The sequence below is a fragment of the Alkalimonas cellulosilytica genome, from assembly GCF_036325985.1.
GTDB lineage: Bacteria > Pseudomonadota > Gammaproteobacteria > Enterobacterales > Alteromonadaceae > Alkalimonas > Alkalimonas cellulosilytica.
This window is the reverse complement of the sequence record NZ_JAUHLI010000002.1, coordinates 63,115-77,917: the sequence shown is the minus strand read 5'-3', so window position 1 is coordinate 77,917 and position 14,803 is coordinate 63,115. Positions and strand designations below refer to the sequence as shown.

The following is a 14,803-nucleotide window of genomic DNA, read 5'->3' as shown; positions in this document are numbered from 1 at the left end:
GAAAGGTGCTATGAAAACTGTGATTCGTTGCTTTGCTTTTGCGTGTGTTGCCCTACTGTTCAGCCAGGTACAAGCGGTGACTGTGGTGCCGTCACCACCAGAGGTGAATGCCAAAGGCCATATCCTGGTCGACTTTGATACCGGTACCGTGCTATCCGAACACAACGCAGATATGCTGCTTTCCCCGGCCAGTCTGACCAAGATGATGACGGCTTACATCATCGGTACTGAACTGAAAAATGGCAATATCAGTGATGCCGATATGGTGACCATTAGCCAGCAAGCCTGGGCTCGTAATTTCCCTGGCTCGTCGTTGATGTTTATTGAGGTGGGTACTCAGGTTTCCGTCGCTGATTTGAACCGCGGCATTATGGTGCAATCCGGTAACGATGCCTGCGTCGCCATGGCCGAGCATATTGCCGGTAGCGAAAGTGCTTTTGTCGATTTAATGAATGCCCATGCCGAGCGTCTGGGCATGCACAGCACCACCTTTGGCAACAGCCATGGCTTACAGCATCCGGATCAGCGTACCACACCGCGCGATATGGCTATTTTATCCAAAGCCTTAATCCGCGATGTACCGGATATGTACGCCCTGTACTCTGAACGTGAGTTTACTTACAACAACATTCGCCAATACAACCGCAACTCGCTGCTGTGGGATCGGAATCTGGCAGTAGATGGCATCAAAACCGGCTTTACCTCGGAAGCAGGCTACAGCCTGATCACCTCGGCAACCCGTGATGATATGCGACTGATCTCGGTCGTTATGGGCACCCCCAGCGAGCAAATCCGGGCCCAGGAAAACCGCAAATTACTGAACTATGGTTTTCGTTTTTTTGAAACCATTACCCCCTTTCCTGTTGGCGAAGTTTTTGCCGAGCCCCGGGTTTGGCAAGGCGAAGTCAACAGTGTTCGTCTGGGGCTGGGTCAGCAAAACCTGATTACCATTCCACGCGGTCAGCAACGTAATCTGAAAACAGAGGTAAAGTTAGAGCAACAGCTGGTAGCGCCACTGCAACGCGGTCAGGTGGTTGGCAGCCTGCAGTTGAGTTTAGGCGGCGATGTCATTGCCGAGTATCCACTGGTCACCCTGGAGCCGGTCGAGCGCGGCAGCCTCTTCAAACGCCTGCTGGACTATCTGCGCATGCTGTTCAGCTAGCTCTGATCCGGCATCAGGCCCTGCTCTGATTCTGGAGTGACTTTAGCCTCCCCCTGTTACAACCCGGCGAAATGCAGTAAAATAGCCGGGTTGTTTGTTCTGGAGGCTTGGCATGGTAACCCCTGTAAAAAATACCAACTTTGATGCACTGCTTGATTTTCCGTGCACCGTCGACTTTAAAGTAATGGGTGTCGCGCATGAGCGGCTGGTCGATGACATTATCGGCGTGCTGCAGCAACATGCCGAAGCCGCCGATTACAGCCCAAGCATCAAACCAAGTGCCAAAGGCAATTATCACTCAGTACGTATTGCCGTTCGGGTCGTCGACAAAGATCACATCGAATTACTTTATACCGAATTAAGTAAACTGGAACTGGTGCGTTACGTACTCTGATGACGACAGCGACCAATGCACTGATCATTCGCCAGCTCGGCATCCAGCCGTACCAACCGATTTGGCAAGCGATGCAAGCCTTTACCGATGCGCGCAATGAACACAGCCAGGACGAGCTCTGGTTTTTACAGCATCAGCCGGTATTTACTCAGGGCCAGGCTGGTAAAGCAGAGCATATCCTGGCCACAGGAGATATCCCGGTGGTGCAGGTTGATCGGGGCGGTCAGGTCACTTACCATGGTCCCGGTCAGCAGATGGTGTATGTGCTGCTGGATTTAAAGCGCCGTAAAATCGGGGTGCGTGAACTGGTCACTCTGCTGGAGCAGGTATTGATTGATACTCTGGCAGGCTCTCAGATCCAGGCCTACGCCAAGCCGGATGCACCTGGCGTATATGTCGACAACAAAAAAATTGCCTCGTTGGGGCTACGCATTCGTAAAGGCTGCAGCTTCCACGGCCTGGCACTGAATGTCGATATGGATTTATCGCCATTCTCCCGCATTAATCCCTGCGGCTATGCCGGCATGGAAATGATTCAATGCAGCGATTTTGGCCCAATCAGCATGGCCACGATCGAACAACAACTGATTCAGCAGTTCAGCCAGAAACTTGGTTGCCATGAACTGCATTACCACACAGGATTGGACAGGCAGTATGACTAAAACAGCACGTATGCAACCCGGGGTTAAACTCCGCGACGCCGACAAGATGGCACTGATCCCGGTCAAGGTGTTACCAACCGAGCGCGACCAGATGCTGCGTAAGCCAGACTGGCTGAAAATCAAACTGCCGAAAAGCTCCGAGCGCATCGATGAAATCAAAGGCGCGATGCGCAAACACGGTTTGCACTCGGTCTGTGAAGAAGCTGCCTGTCCCAACCTGCCGGAATGCTTTAACCACGGCACAGCTACCTTTATGATTTTAGGGGCTATCTGTACCCGGCGTTGCCCGTTTTGCGACGTGGCTCATGGCCGGCCACTGCCGCCAAGTGCCGAAGAGCCGGAAAAACTGGCACTCACCATCCGGGATATGAAGCTAAAATACGTGGTGATCACCTCGGTCGACCGGGATGATTTGCGCGATGGCGGTGCCCAGCACTTTGCCGATTGCATCCGCGAAATTCGTGTGCACAGCCCGGACATCAAAATTGAAGTGCTGGTGCCGGATTTTCGTGGTCGCATGGACACCGCACTGGATATTTTGACCCAGACGCCGCCGGATGTCTTCAACCACAACTTAGAAACCGCCCCTCGCCTGTACAAACTGGCGCGACCAGGTGCCGATTACAAGTGGTCTCTGCAGCTGTTAAAACGCTTTAAAGCCGCACACCCGCACATTTCCACCAAATCCGGCCTGATGGTCGGCCTTGGCGAAACCACCGAAGAACTGATTGAAGTACTGAAAGACTTGCGGGCGCACGATGTGGATATGCTGACCGTTGGCCAGTACCTGCAACCCAGCAAGCATCACCTGCCGGTAGAGCGTTATGTACCACCAGCCGAGTTTGATGAGATTAAACGCATCGCCTATGAACTGGGCTTTAAACATGCGGCTTGCGGGCCTTTTGTTCGATCCAGCTACCATGCCGATCGCCAGGCTGCCGGTGAAGAGATAGTCAGCAGTTTTAAGCCGGCTTAACTAGCCCCTGCTTGCCGCCTTGCGCTGCTGCTTGACCTGATACATGGCCTGATCTGCTTGTTGGATCAGGCTTTCCATATCAATACCACCCGGCTGCCATTGCACCATGCCAATGCTGGGGCCAGCGTACTGCAATGAGACCCCTTGCAAAGCGAAGGTACCGCTGGTGGCTTGCTGCAGTTTTACGGACAGGCTGTGACTGGCCCGGCTGGCATCGTCGTCGGCGGCCAGGCATGCCATCACGATGAACTCATCGCCGCCATAGCGCGCTACCAGATCCCCTTCACGCATCACGGCCTGCAGACGCTCCGCCAAGGCCACTAAAAAAGCATCCCCAACCTGATGGCCATGTTCATCATTGATCTGTTTAAACTTATCCAAATCGATGAAAGCCAGCAACAACTGCCCCCCATGGCGGTTCTTTTGCGCCATAGTCCGTTGCAAAGTTTCATGCAGATAGCGCCGATTGGCTAAACCGGTTAATGGATCGTGCAGCGCATGCACGCTCAGCTCTTTATTCATTTGCAATAAACAATTTTGGTCGTACAAGCGGGTTGCGAGTAATGACAGGTAATTGGTGCAACTGAGAATAAACGATGAGTCCGGTAGCTGCTCACGCTGACTGAGCAATAAAATCCCGCCATCCAACTCATCATGATTCTCAGCCGTGATGCAGGCAACAGCGCCGCTTGGTTTTAATCCCAGCATGGTTCGCATCGCACTCACCGCTGCGTTATCACCCTGACACAGCCACAGTACCTCGCCTTGCTCCATGGCTTTTTTACTGTAGCAACGGATCAGGTAATACACTGCCTCTTGTTGGTCCGGGGTCAGTTTATGCGTCACCAGCAGTTCAGTTTCACCGGCACGTTGCCGGAACGGCAGCACCATAGGCCAATCAGGCAATCGCTGCAATAGAACACTGGCTTTTTGCAACACCTCGGTCAGCGAACTGGCCAATAAACACAGATCCCCCAGCTCAGCCAATAATGACATCCCATGCAATCGCTGCTCGGTTTCCTGAGCCCGCCTTGATTGCAGTGATAGTTGCTGCTCACGCTCCAGTTGCCAGGCAATCAACTGGGCAAACAGCTGCAGAATCTTAGTGTGCTTGGCTTGAACCACGGTTTGGCTGGCACTGGCACCACAGAGGGTACCGAATAATACACCATCGGTTAAATACACCGGCACACTGACGTAGGTTTGCAGGCCGAGCTCCCGTGCAGCATCCGAGTCGCCCCAAATTGCAGGCACATCCTGCGTCACAAAACGCTCTTGCAGTATGGCCCGACGGCATAAGGTATCTTCCCACGGGACTTTCAACCCTTCTGGCAAGGTCAATGACGCGGTATTCATGGCGTAAAGAATTTGCTGATAGCCAGCGGTTTGATCAACTTTGGTAAGATAGGTGGAGTCAAGACCGGTCATTTCCTGCAACAAAGCCAGTAAAGGCCTGGTCAGGCTCTCCAGATCCGATGCCGTCGTTACCGACTGCGCCAATTGTTCGAGGTAGAGGTTCATACGTCCACTATCGGCTTTCGAACAAGCACTTATACCACAGATACTAAGAGTGTAATGCAGGCCAGGCTTGTTTGCCAATTCGGCGGTGAAAACGGATGTCAAAGACGATTAAACCAGCTATCCTTAACACAGCCAACCAGCAAAAGAGACCGCTATGGACAACCGCCGCTATCATCGTATTCCTTTTCATGGCCCAGCCACCCTGAAAATTGCTGGTGAGAGCTATGCTACCGAGCTGCTGGATTTATCACTGAAAGGTGCTTTGGTCAGTAAGCCCGACCAGTTTCCCACGGTTAGCACCTCTTTTGAACTGCTGGTCCCTTTGCAGGACAGCGTGCTCATTATTAACATGCAGGTCAGCGTAGCCCACCAAACCGATACCCTGCTCGGCCTGCACTGCGAGAAAATCGATTTGGACAGCATCAGTCACCTGAAGCGATTGGTGCAACTAAACCTCGGTGATGACCAGCTGCTGGAGCGGGAGTTGTCGGAGTTAAGCCACGCTGATCACGCTGACTAAGCAAGCGGCTGGCATCCGGGTACCCCAGTTGTTCTGCCAATTGCATTAAACGCCACCAATCGGCTTCCTGGCCATGAATACGGGCCTTATAGGCCAGAAAATAGTGCACCGGCATCAGCAGCTCTGGTCGCTGTAATTGCTGTTGCACCAACTGCAGGTAATAATCCGGCAAATCCAGCTGATACAATTCCATGCTGTTGCTCTGGGCAATCAATCGATAAGCCTGATAAGGGCTATTCTGACAGGTAGCGACCGGGGTTAGCTCCAGAGGATCTGGCAATCGGCCCCAGTACTGCTGATAAGCGGCTAGTTGCTGCTTGCCAATCAGAATATTCGGGTACAGCTTATCCGGCTGACAAACCTCGGCTGCAGCATCGGCTGGCAACGCGTATTCATCCATAAAGCGGAAAATATGAAGAAACTCATGCCTAAGTAGCGACAACTCGGCCCGCTCCGGCAATTGAATGATGCCATTGTTGTAGCTGGCTTTGCCGCGCCCGGCCAGGATCAGCAACTGCTGCGCCTGCTGACCGCGGATATAAGGAATGAGCTGTCGATAATCGCACCCTATCCGGCGGTCACTGTCTTCGCTGCATGCCAGCTCGGTGCTGCTAATCAGTTGCAGCGTGTTAAAGCACACCGGCAGCTGGCCCAATTGAGCATCGCGTTGCCACTCAGCCTGGAGCAGCATCCACTGCTCTGCTCCAGTGGTATTCACCGCAATCGGCTGAATGGTCAGTTGGCAGCCATGTTCGGACTGCCAGCCGGGTTGGTCAGTCAAACCTGCTTGCTGCCAGTAGGGCCAGTAGGCTGCTGCTTCATGCTGCAAATGCCAGAGCCCGAGTGCGGCCAAATCCACCCCATCGAGACTAAGCTGCTGAAGCTGAACCTGCTGCTCGAGCCACTGAGCGGTAGCCAGCTTGCCATGCTGTCGTTGCCGTAACATCAAACTGGGAGCCGCAGCTGCGCCCTGCCCCAAAGCCCAGGCATGCTCGAACCAGCGCAGCGCAGCATCGAACTCTTGCCCGGCCAACCGGTGTTGCGCTAGCCGATGGGCCGCCTGGGCATCGGTCTGAGCCGCTTCCATTAAGGCTTGCTCCGGGCTTGGGCCTGAAGGCTGGCAGCCTAGCAGCAAACTAAGGGCAAAAAAGCCAGCAAGCTGGCTTTTGTAATCGAATGGTTGGCGTTTAGAAGACAGCATCTTCTGCACTCAGTGGCTCATCACGCAGCCTGGCCAACTCCAGCCGGGCATAGCGATGCTCAAGGAATTCAAACACATTGGTAGCCAGCGACAGCTTGAAATTGTGCATGGCCCGCTCGGTATCACCCTGCATGCTGTGCCACTTGGCCAGATAAAAATAGGCTTCACACAAACGCTCGGCCAGTTGTTTGGCACTGTTTAAGTTGTCCGTCACACTGTAGAGCAAATCGGCTTCGCTGATAGTGCCCAAAAAGAAATCGGCCAGCTGTGTGCCCCAATTCTCCGCATCCAGTTCAGTCCGAAGCGAAGCCAGCTTGGAGCGAGCCAGCTCAGGATCAAGCTCCGCATGCGCTAAATACAGCCATACTGCACGGTAGGGATCGGTTGGAGCGCGTTGTTGAAACTCGGTAAAATCGTACAGCGATAAATCGATGCGACCGGCATAATACAATGCCAATGCCCGGTTCAGGTAGGCAAACTCGTAACTTGGATCCAGCTCCAGCACCGAGTCAAAAGCTTCATAAGCCTGATCAAAGTTACCAGCCAGGGTGTAATGAATGCCCATAAAGTTATAAGCACCCGCCAGATCCGGTTGCAGCCGCAGTGCCCGCATAAAATCAAAGCGTGCTAATGACGTCAGGCCGACACTTTCGTACATCACCCCGCGATCGTAGTGCAATTGCGCCGATTGTTGCTCGGTCAATTCCGCGCGATGCAGAATTTCCGTTAAGCGGGCGATCGCTACTTCAGTGCGCTGTGGGATAGGCAGTGGTTCAGGCGTTAACCAGTAGGCAGGAGCATGGCTGTGCTGGGCAGCACAGCCAGTTAGTCCCAGCAGCAAAGCTGCTGCCAGGACAGATAGGCGGATACAATTAGGCATCAGCAGATTCAGCAGGTGCATCCTGCTTGCTTTGCGCTTCTTTGATGCTCAGACGAACCCGTCCTTGCTTATCCACTTCCAGCACTTTGACTTTGACCTTCTGGCCCAGGGTCAAATGATCCGATACGGTATTGACCCGCTCTTCCGCGATTTGTGAAATGTGAACCAGGCCGTCTTTGCCAGGCAGCACATTAACAAAGGCACCGAAGTCTACGATGCGGACTACTTCACCGTCGTAGATGCGACCCACTTCCAGCTCGGCAGTGATCAGCATGATCTTGTCGATCGCAACCTGTGCCTGCTTGCTGTTGGTGGCAGCTACTTTCACGGTACCGTCGTCTTCGATTTCGATGGTACAGCCAGACTCTTCGGTGATCTGACGGATCACAGCGCCGCCTTTACCAATCACATCACGGATTTTCTCCGGGTTGATGCTTAAGGTGTAAATGCGTGGCGCGTGCTCAGACAACTCTTCACGGTGTGAGGAAATCGCCTGATCCATCACTTGCAGAATGTGTAAACGAGCCGCTTTGGCTTGCTTTAACGCAATTTGCATGATGTCACGGGTAATGCCATCAATTTTAATGTCCATCTGCAGCGCAGTGATGCCTTCGGCAGTTCCGGCGACTTTAAAGTCCATATCACCCAGGTGATCTTCGTCACCCAGAATGTCGGACAGTACCACAAAGTTGTCGCCTTCTTTCACCAGACCCATGGCAATACCGGCTACAGAGGCTTTAATCGGTACACCGGCATCCATCATCGCCAGGGAAGAACCACAAACAGACGCCATTGAGCTGGAGCCGTTCGATTCGGTGATTTCAGACACCAGACGCACCGTGTACGGGAAATCCTCAAAAGCAGGCATCACCGCTTGCACACCACGCTTGGCCAAACGGCCGTGACCGATTTCGCGACGCTTCGGTGAACCGACCATGCCAGTCTCGCCCACACAGTACGGAGGGAAGTTGTAATGCAGCATGAAGTAGTCTTTTTTCTCGCTCAGCAAATCATCGACGTTCTGCGCATCACGGGCAGTCCCTAAAGTACAGGTCACCAGCGCCTGAGTTTCACCACGGGTGAAGAGTGAAGAGCCGTGGGTACGTGGCAGTACACCGGTCATCACGCTCAGGGCCCGTACCATATCCGGCTCACGGCCATCGATGCGCGGCTCACCGGCAATGATGCGGCTACGCACGACCTGGCTTTCCAGGTTATGGAAAATCTCGCCAACTTCGTTTTCATCCAGCGTCTCGCCTTCGGCCAGTTGCTCTTTTAAGGTAGCGATCAGCTCAGCTTTGATTTCGCCAACGCGCTCATAGCGTTTGGCTTTTTCAGTAATGCGGTAGGCTTCGCCCACAGCGTCGGCAGACAGGCTGCGGATTTTTTCAATCAACGGCTCGTTCTTCGCCGGAGGCTGCCAATCCCAAACTGGCTTGCCAGCTTCGGCTTTCAGCTCGTTAATGGCAGTGATAGCGACCTGCATTTGCTCATGGCCGTAGACCACAGCGCCCAACATGATGTCTTCCGACAACAGGTTGGCTTCGGATTCAACCATCAGCACTGCATTGGAGGTACCAGCAACCACCAGGTCCAGCTTGCTGTCTTTCAGCTCTACTTCCGATGGGTTCAGCACGTACTGGTCGTTGATGTAACCAACCCGGACGGCACCGATAGGGCCTGCAAACGGAATACCAGACAGCGCCAGCGCCGCGGAGGTACCGATCAAAGCGACGATATCCGGCTGAATTTCAGGCTGCACAGAGACCACAGTCGCAATCACCTGAACTTCGTTGGTGAAGCCTTCAGGGAACAGTGGACGAATGGGACGGTCGATCAGGCGCGATGTCAGGGTTTCACCCTCAGACGGCCGGCCTTCACGCTTGAAGAAACCGCCAGGCACACGGCCGGCAGCGTACATTTTTTCCTGGTAATTCACGGTCAGTGGGAAAAAATCCTGACCTGGTTTTGGTTGTTTTTTACCAACTACAGTGACCAGTACGGTGGTATCACCAATGCTGGCCAGTACCGCAGCATCGGCCTGACGGGCGATAACGCCGGTTTCTAAAGTACAAGTGTGTTGGCCGAACGGGAAAGATTTAATGATGGGTGTCACGTGGGATTTTCCTTACAATTAACGCCTCATGGCGCATTCTATCTGTTTTCATTTCATTCCTGGCTAGTATACGCGTTCAGCGCGGGAAAAAGAAGCAGTGGGCCAAGGTTTCATCGGATTGACATAATTGGCGGCAGGCTATCGTTCGTTTTCAAGCCCATGCCATACTCTTAGCACGATGATCGTGCTTGCATGCAGCGAATAACGCACCATGTACTTGCCAAAAATCATATCGCGGATGTCAGCCGGGACTGGGGCGCTTAGCACCGGAATGCCCATTTGGGGGGCCGTTGGCAGAAGTTCAATTTTAGCCACCAACTCGGCGGCTATGCGATGAGCTGCTGTTGGGTTATGTGCGGCAATAAAGGCCCGCAAGCGCTTTAAATCGTCAATCGCCTCAGCAGAATAAACAAGTCTCACTTGCCCGGCGCATCCAGCTCATGATCCGTGCCCCAACTGCTTAGCCAGCGGTGCACTTCACTGGCATCCACCACTTTGCCCTGCGCAACAGACTCCATCGCATCCAGGGTTTGCTGCCAGCGCTGTTGCTCCAGATGCTGCTTATCAATGTATTCCGACAGAGCCTGGTTGATCACCCAGCCCTTGCTGCGCTGCAGCTTGTCCGCAATCGCTTCCAGTTGCTGCTCTACATCGGCCTGCAATCGAACTGTCGTCACACCCATCATCAACACTCCCAACCTACAATGTAATACATTGTAGTAAGCGAGGGGTTGGAATGCAATCAGTGGTCAGAATGGCGGGTATGGTGTGTGAGTGCTGTTTTGCAGGCATAAAAAAAGGGCTGAAATTCAGCCCTTTTTCTCTGCGTTGAATTAACGACGCAGGCCAAGACGCTTGATCAAGTCAGCGTAACGGCTTTGATCTTTGCCTTTCAGGTAGTCCAGCAATTTACGACGCTGGCTAACCATACGCAGCAGACCGCGGCGTGAGTGGAAATCGTGCTTGTGATCAGCAAAGTGACCTTGCAGGTGGTTGATGTTTGCAGTCAGCAAAGCAACCTGTACTTCTGGTGAACCTGTGTCACCTTCTTTTTGTGCGTAATCCGCAACGATTTTTGCTTTTTCAGCAGCAGTTAAAGCCATGGTGTACTCCAATTCTGAGTGAGTTAATGAATGTATTGCCGCCGATCACTCATTCAGCCAACAATAAAAAGCGGGCGCATTGTACCATGCCGGTACGGCTTTACAAGCTTTATTGCTTGTTGGTACTCAGCAAGCGTCTTGGTTTCAGCTCGCCCTGCTCCCGTTTACCAATACCCAAAAATTGTTGCTCAGCACTGTACAAGCGCACGGCTTCAGCATCCGGCAGCTCGCAGCCAAAGCTTTGGCCGTGGGCAATACGGCGCTGCTGCTCGGCGCTTAGCGTTAAGGCTTCCAGGCCGTGCAGGGCTGCATCGAGTGGCAGCAGCAGTTGATCCAACGTCGAAAAATCCCGGCTTTGATGGCACGGCGCTGCCAGGGCTTCCAGCTTAGGGAGTGGCTGCATGGCTTCGGCCTGAAAAGGCCCGACCTGAGTACGGTGCAAGGCACTGACATAAGCACCGCAGCCTAAGGCTTCGCCCAAATCATCAATCAGGGTGCGGATGTAGGTGCCTTTGCTGCAATGCACTATAAAATCGGCGTCAGTTTGCTCGCTGCTTTGGCGCAGGGCCAGCAACTCAAAACGAAAGATGCTGATCGGCCTGGCTTCGCGCGGTACCGTGATGCCCTGACGGGCATACTTGTACAGCGGCTGGCCCTGGTACTTTAATGCCGAAAACATGGTCGGCACCTGCAGGATATCGCCCCGAAAGGCCTGCATCGCCAGCTCCAGCTGCTGCTGGTTGAACGCCACCGGCCGGGTACTGACCACCTCACCGGCTGCATCACTGGTATCGGTGCGGATGCCAAAACGGGCGCTGACCAGATAGGTTTTATCGGTATCCAGCAAAAACTGACTGAACTTGGTGGCTTCACCAAAACAAATCGGCAGTAAGCCACTGGCTAAAGGGTCCAGCGCGCCGGTATGGCCGGCTTTTTGCGCCTGATACAACCAGCGCACCTTTTGCAAAATACCATTGCTGGTAAATTCCAGCGGCTTGTCTAAAAGCAGAATGCCGTCGACGGCACGGCGTTTGTGTTGCTGTGTCATTTAATCCTGCTTGTCGGACTCGGTCGTGTTATCAGTGTCATGCTCTGCGGCATCATCGGCAGCACCAGCCGGACGCTTGGCTTCATCGGCGCGACGGGCAGACTCGACCAACGCGGTCAGACGAATGCCTTCATCCAGCGTGCTGTCGTAGTAAAACTGCACCTGAGGCACGATGCGGGTTTGGATCCGCTTGCCAATCAGACCGCGGATAAAACCTTTGGCATCGTTTAAGATCTTCAGGTTGTCTTTGACCTTGTCCTGCTCCAGGCCAAGAAAAGTGACGTAAATTTTGGCGTAGGATAAATCGCGCGACACATCGACCTGCGACACCGTAATCATATGGTGCAAACGGGGATCTTTGATTTCGCGCTGCAGGATCACTGCCAGCTCTTTTTGCAGCTGCTGCGACAGCCGGTCGACACGGGAAAACTCTTTGTGTGCCATCTTTTTTTCCTTTAAAAAAACAAACACCACCAGAAAGCACAGCCCCTGATGGTGTCTGATTAAGCGGTCGGATTACAGCGTACGTTCGACCTGAACCACCTCAAAGACTTCGATTTGATCGCCTTCGCGGACATCGTTGTAGTTCTTCACACCGATACCACACTCGAAGCCATTACGAACTTCGTTGACGTCGTCTTTAAAGCGGCGCAGTGACTCCAGCTCGCCTTCGTAGATCACCACGTTATCACGCAGTACCCGGATAGGGGCATTGCGTTTGATCACGCCTTCACTGACGATACAGCCGGCAATAGCGCCGAACTTCGGTGAGCGGAATACATCACGTACCTGTGCCAAACCAATGATTTGCTGTTTGAACTCAGGGGCCAGCATACCGGTCATCGCCTGCTTCACTTCATCCAGCAGCTCATAAATGATGCCGTAGTAACGCAGATCCAGACCTTCATCTTCAACGATACGACGGGCTGATGCATCCGCACGCACGTTAAAGCCGATAATGATGGCTTGCGAGGCTGCTGCCAGGCTAACGTCGGTCTCGGTAATACCACCCACGCCACTGCCGATGATTTTGATTTTGACTTCATCGGTCGACAGCTTGCTGAGTGATTCGGTGATGGCTTCCACCGAGCCCTGTACATCGGCCTTCAGTACGATGTTCAGTTCAGACACATCGCCTTCCGCCATGTTAGCAAACATATTTTCCAGCTTGGCTTTTTGCTGACGCGCCAGTTTCACATCACGGAACTTGCCCTGACGGTAAAGTGCGACTTCACGGGCTTTACGCTCGTCTTTCACCACGGTGACTTCATCACCGGCCTGCGGCACACCAGACAGGCCAAGGATTTCGACCGGAATGGACGGGCCAGCTTCGCTGACGTTACGGCCATTCTCATCACGCATGGCGCGAACTTTACCGTACTCGAAACCACAAAGTACCACGTCGCCCTGATTCAGCGTGCCTTCCTGCACCAGAATAGAAGCGACCGGACCACGGCCTTTATCCAGGCGGGATTCGATCACCACACCACGAGCCAAACCAGCTTTCACAGCGGTCAGTTCCTGAATCTCGGCCAAATCAAGCACCGCATCCAGCAGCTGGTCGATACCGGTACCTGCTTTAGCAGACACTGGTACGAATTGGGTATCACCGCCCCACTCTTCCGAAATTACATCGTACTGCGACAATTCGTTGCGCACCCGATCCGGATCGGCTTCTGGCTTATCCATTTTGTTGATGGCAACAATCAAAGGAACACCGGCTGCCTTAGCATGCTGGATTGCTTCTTTGGTTTGCGGCATTACGCCATCGTCGGCTGCCACGACCAAAATTACGATATCAGTTGCTTTGGCACCACGAGCCCGCATCGAAGTAAAGGCAGCGTGACCTGGCGTATCCAGGAAAGTCACCATACCGCGATCGGTATCCACATGGTAAGCACCGATATGCTGGGTAATACCACCGGCTTCGCCATCGGCGACTTTGGCTTTACGAATGTAATCCAGTAACGAGGTTTTACCATGGTCAACGTGGCCCATCACCGTGACTACCGGTGCACGCGGCTCCAGTTCACCGGTCTCGCCACGCTCAGACATCACCGCTTCTTCCAGCTCGTTCTCTTTGGTCAGCACGAACTTATGGCCCATTTCTTCACAGACAATGGCCGCAGTTTCCTGATCAATCACCTGATTGATGGTCGCCATAGCGCCCATTTTCATCATGGTCTTGATCACTTCGGTGGCTTTCACTGCCATTTTGGCAGCCAGCTCGGCCACCGTAATGGTTTCACCAATCCGCACTTCCCGCTCCACCGGCTGGGCTGGCTTGTTAAAGCCATGCTGCATGCTGGACGGGGTTTTCTTTTTCTTGCTGTGCTTGTTGGCACGGTTAAAGGCTTCACGATCATTACGATCATCTTTCTTTTTGCCTTTAGCCGGAGCCGCCTTCTTCGCAGCCACACCACGACGACCGGCCCGCTCTTCGCGTGCATCTACTTCGTCTTCGGCTTGCTTGGCAAACTCGTTGCTGGTCAGGTGATAATCGCCATCTTCAGTGCCTTTGGCTTTTTCTTCCTGCTCCCAGCGCTCACGATTCTCTTCGGCAAGACGCTTGGCTTCTTCTGCCTGTTTGCGTGCTTCTTCTTCCAGCTTACGCAGGGCTTCCGCTTCTTGCTGCTGTTTTAGACGCTCGGCTTCTTTCCGCGCTTCTTCACGGGCAGCACGACGGGCCGCTTCTTCCGGATCGTCTTTTTTCTGCTCTTCACGACGCTTGGCTTCAGCGGCTTTACGCTCCGCTTCTTCCTTCGCCCGACGCTCAGCTTCGGCTTTGGCTTTACGCTGTGCTTCCTGACGCTCGCGCTCAGCACGTTCGGCTTCGGCTTTGGCTTTTTCTTCAGCCAGCCGCGCTTCTTCCTGCGCTTTTAACGTCGCTTCATCCAGCATCGGCTTTTTAATGTAGGTTTTTTGCTTACGCACTTCTACCGTGACTTCACGGTTACGCCCAGCACCACCCGGTACGCTCAGAGTGCTCTTCTCTTTGCGCTTTAAGGTCAGCTTGGACGGCGTCGCGGCCTCAGCACCATGCTGGCGGCTTAAATGCTGCAGCAAAGTACGCTTTTCATCTTCGGTGACCATGGAGCCAGCATTCTTGCTGATCCCGGCGTCTGCAAATTGTTGTACTAAGCGATCAACAGTTGTGTTTACATCTGTGGCGAGCTTTTCTATGGTGACATCTGCCATATAAGTTGTTACCTCCGTTGAC

At 53.5% G+C, this 14,803-nt stretch carries 15 protein-coding genes; 5 read left to right on the top strand and 10 right to left on the bottom strand.

The genetic code is table 11. The features are described 5' to 3' along the window. Window positions 1-10 precede the first annotated feature (10 nt). From QWY20_RS02190 to lipA, 4 genes are all read left to right on the top strand, one after another. Window positions 11-1,162 (top strand): serine hydrolase, encoded by a 1,152-nt coding sequence (locus tag QWY20_RS02190; protein ID WP_330127396.1) that lies wholly within the window; start codon window positions 11-13, stop codon window positions 1,160-1,162. Between the two features lie 112 nt (window positions 1,163-1,274). Continuing rightward, on the top strand, window positions 1,275-1,556 hold the full coding sequence (gene ybeD / locus QWY20_RS02185) for a DUF493 family protein YbeD (RefSeq protein WP_330127395.1): 282 nt from the start codon (window positions 1,275-1,277) through the stop codon (window positions 1,554-1,556). After that, complete coding sequence (gene lipB / locus QWY20_RS02180; RefSeq protein ID WP_330127394.1) at window positions 1,556-2,218, top strand: lipoyl(octanoyl) transferase LipB; 663 nt, start codon at window positions 1,556-1,558, stop codon at window positions 2,216-2,218. The genes ybeD and lipB overlap by 1 nt, the downstream gene beginning before the upstream one ends. After that, window positions 2,211-3,194: a lipoyl synthase gene (gene lipA / locus QWY20_RS02175; protein WP_330127393.1), complete on the top strand. Its 984-nt coding sequence runs from the start codon at window positions 2,211-2,213 to the stop codon at window positions 3,192-3,194. Before lipB ends, lipA begins: the two co-directional genes overlap by 8 nt. On the opposite strand, the gene QWY20_RS02170 is transcribed toward lipA, so the two are convergent. Further along, window positions 3,195-4,715 (bottom strand): sensor domain-containing diguanylate cyclase, encoded by a 1,521-nt coding sequence (locus QWY20_RS02170; RefSeq protein WP_330127392.1) that lies wholly within the window; start codon window positions 4,713-4,715, stop codon window positions 3,195-3,197. It abuts the gene before it with no gap. 154 nt (window positions 4,716-4,869) lie between these two features. On the opposite strand from QWY20_RS02170, the gene QWY20_RS02165 reads away from it, so the two are divergent. After that, window positions 4,870-5,235, top strand: a complete 366-nt coding sequence (locus QWY20_RS02165) for a PilZ domain-containing protein (protein ID WP_330127391.1) — start codon at window positions 4,870-4,872, stop codon at window positions 5,233-5,235. On the opposite strand, the gene QWY20_RS02160 is transcribed toward QWY20_RS02165, so the two are convergent. From QWY20_RS02160 to infB, 9 genes are all read right to left on the bottom strand, one after another. Beyond that, the gene (locus QWY20_RS02160; protein ID WP_330127390.1) at window positions 5,138-6,436 is read right to left on the bottom strand and encodes a hypothetical protein; all 1,299 of its coding nucleotides are present in this window, start codon (window positions 6,434-6,436) and stop codon (window positions 5,138-5,140) included. The genes QWY20_RS02165 and QWY20_RS02160 overlap by 98 nt on opposite strands. Further along, window positions 6,423-7,316, bottom strand: coding sequence for a lipoprotein NlpI (gene nlpI / locus QWY20_RS02155; protein ID WP_330127389.1), 894 nt, complete (start codon window positions 7,314-7,316; stop codon window positions 6,423-6,425). The genes QWY20_RS02160 and nlpI overlap by 14 nt, the downstream gene beginning before the upstream one ends. Next, window positions 7,309-9,432, bottom strand: a complete 2,124-nt coding sequence (pnp, locus tag QWY20_RS02150; protein WP_330127388.1) for a polyribonucleotide nucleotidyltransferase — start codon at window positions 9,430-9,432, stop codon at window positions 7,309-7,311. The genes nlpI and pnp overlap by 8 nt, the downstream gene beginning before the upstream one ends. Before the next feature lie 138 nt (window positions 9,433-9,570). After that, window positions 9,571-9,852 carry a type II toxin-antitoxin system RelE/ParE family toxin gene (locus QWY20_RS02145; protein WP_330127387.1) on the bottom strand — a complete coding sequence of 94 codons (282 nt, stop codon included), beginning with the start codon at window positions 9,850-9,852 and terminating at the stop codon, window positions 9,571-9,573. Further along, window positions 9,849-10,115, bottom strand: coding sequence for a CopG family ribbon-helix-helix protein (locus tag QWY20_RS02140; RefSeq protein ID WP_330127632.1), 267 nt, complete (start codon window positions 10,113-10,115; stop codon window positions 9,849-9,851). The genes QWY20_RS02145 and QWY20_RS02140 overlap by 4 nt, the downstream gene beginning before the upstream one ends. A gap of 150 nt (window positions 10,116-10,265) precedes the next feature. After that, a complete protein-coding gene (rpsO, locus tag QWY20_RS02135; RefSeq protein ID WP_228589725.1) occupies window positions 10,266-10,535 on the bottom strand; it encodes a 30S ribosomal protein S15 in 270 nt (89 codons plus the stop codon). A 109-nt stretch (window positions 10,536-10,644) separates the two neighbouring features. Then, the gene (truB, locus tag QWY20_RS02130) at window positions 10,645-11,583 is read right to left on the bottom strand and encodes a tRNA pseudouridine(55) synthase TruB (protein WP_330127386.1); all 939 of its coding nucleotides are present in this window, start codon (window positions 11,581-11,583) and stop codon (window positions 10,645-10,647) included. After that, window positions 11,584-12,027, bottom strand: a complete 444-nt coding sequence (gene rbfA / locus QWY20_RS02125) for a 30S ribosome-binding factor RbfA (protein ID WP_330086112.1) — start codon at window positions 12,025-12,027, stop codon at window positions 11,584-11,586. A gap of 72 nt (window positions 12,028-12,099) precedes the next feature. After that, entirely contained in the window at window positions 12,100-14,781 is a 2,682-nt protein-coding gene (gene infB / locus QWY20_RS02120) for a translation initiation factor IF-2 (protein ID WP_330127385.1), read from the bottom strand. Window positions 14,782-14,803 lie beyond the last annotated feature (22 nt).

What these genes read in the sequence shown, in the direction of transcription:
- QWY20_RS02190 (WP_330127396.1), top strand. Translation starts at nt 11, where the DNA reads ATGAAAACTGTGATTCGTTGCTTTGCTTTTGCGTGTGTTGCCCTACTG.
- ybeD (WP_330127395.1), top strand. Translation starts at nt 1,275, where the DNA reads ATGGTAACCCCTGTAAAAAATACCAACTTTGATGCACTGCTTGATTTT.
- lipB (WP_330127394.1), top strand. Translation starts at nt 1,556, where the DNA reads ATGACGACAGCGACCAATGCACTGATCATTCGCCAGCTCGGCATCCAG.
- lipA (WP_330127393.1), top strand. Translation starts at nt 2,211, where the DNA reads ATGACTAAAACAGCACGTATGCAACCCGGGGTTAAACTCCGCGACGCC.
- QWY20_RS02170 (WP_330127392.1), bottom strand. Translation starts at nt 4,715, where the DNA reads ATGAACCTCTACCTCGAACAATTGGCGCAGTCGGTAACGACGGCATCG.
- QWY20_RS02165 (WP_330127391.1), top strand. Translation starts at nt 4,870, where the DNA reads ATGGACAACCGCCGCTATCATCGTATTCCTTTTCATGGCCCAGCCACC.
- QWY20_RS02160 (WP_330127390.1), bottom strand. Translation starts at nt 6,436, where the DNA reads ATGCTGTCTTCTAAACGCCAACCATTCGATTACAAAAGCCAGCTTGCT.
- nlpI (WP_330127389.1), bottom strand. Translation starts at nt 7,316, where the DNA reads ATGCCTAATTGTATCCGCCTATCTGTCCTGGCAGCAGCTTTGCTGCTG.
- QWY20_RS02140 (WP_330127632.1), bottom strand. Translation starts at nt 10,115, where the DNA reads ATGGGTGTGACGACAGTTCGATTGCAGGCCGATGTAGAGCAGCAACTG.
- rpsO (WP_228589725.1), bottom strand. Translation starts at nt 10,535, where the DNA reads ATGGCTTTAACTGCTGCTGAAAAAGCAAAAATCGTTGCGGATTACGCA.
- truB (WP_330127386.1), bottom strand. Translation starts at nt 11,583, where the DNA reads ATGACACAGCAACACAAACGCCGTGCCGTCGACGGCATTCTGCTTTTA.
- rbfA (WP_330086112.1), bottom strand. Translation starts at nt 12,027, where the DNA reads ATGGCACACAAAGAGTTTTCCCGTGTCGACCGGCTGTCGCAGCAGCTG.
- infB (WP_330127385.1), bottom strand. Translation starts at nt 14,781, where the DNA reads ATGGCAGATGTCACCATAGAAAAGCTCGCCACAGATGTAAACACAACT.